Raw genomic sequence first — 261 nt, 5'->3', positions numbered from 1 at the left:
TTGTCGTCGAAGGGCAGAAGGCAGGGGACACGCAATGGGGGTCAATGCGGTCGGTTTCGCAGAAGTTGGGTTGTACGCCGGAGGCGCTGCGCCGCTGGGTGCGGCAATGGGAGCGTGACCAGGGTATGCGGGACGGTCTGACGACCACGCAGGCCGAAGAGCTGAAGGAACTCCGGCGCGAGAACCGCGAGCTTAAGCGAGCAAATGAGATCCTGAGAAAGGCGTCAGCCTATTTTGCCCAGGCGGAGCTCGACCGCCGAC

1 pseudogene is annotated in these 261 nt (G+C 63.2%); it reads left to right on the top strand.

The annotated features are described in order from the left end of the window. Positions 1-261: pseudogene (locus tag ACJMK0_RS19215) on the top strand (transposase); the annotation flags it as partial.

Source organism: Lentisalinibacter orientalis, assembly GCF_040706535.1.
Lineage (GTDB): Bacteria > Pseudomonadota > Gammaproteobacteria > Steroidobacterales > Woeseiaceae > Lentisalinibacter > Lentisalinibacter orientalis.
The sequence above is the reverse complement of the archived record's forward strand: the minus strand, read 5'-3'. Positions and strand labels throughout refer to the sequence as shown.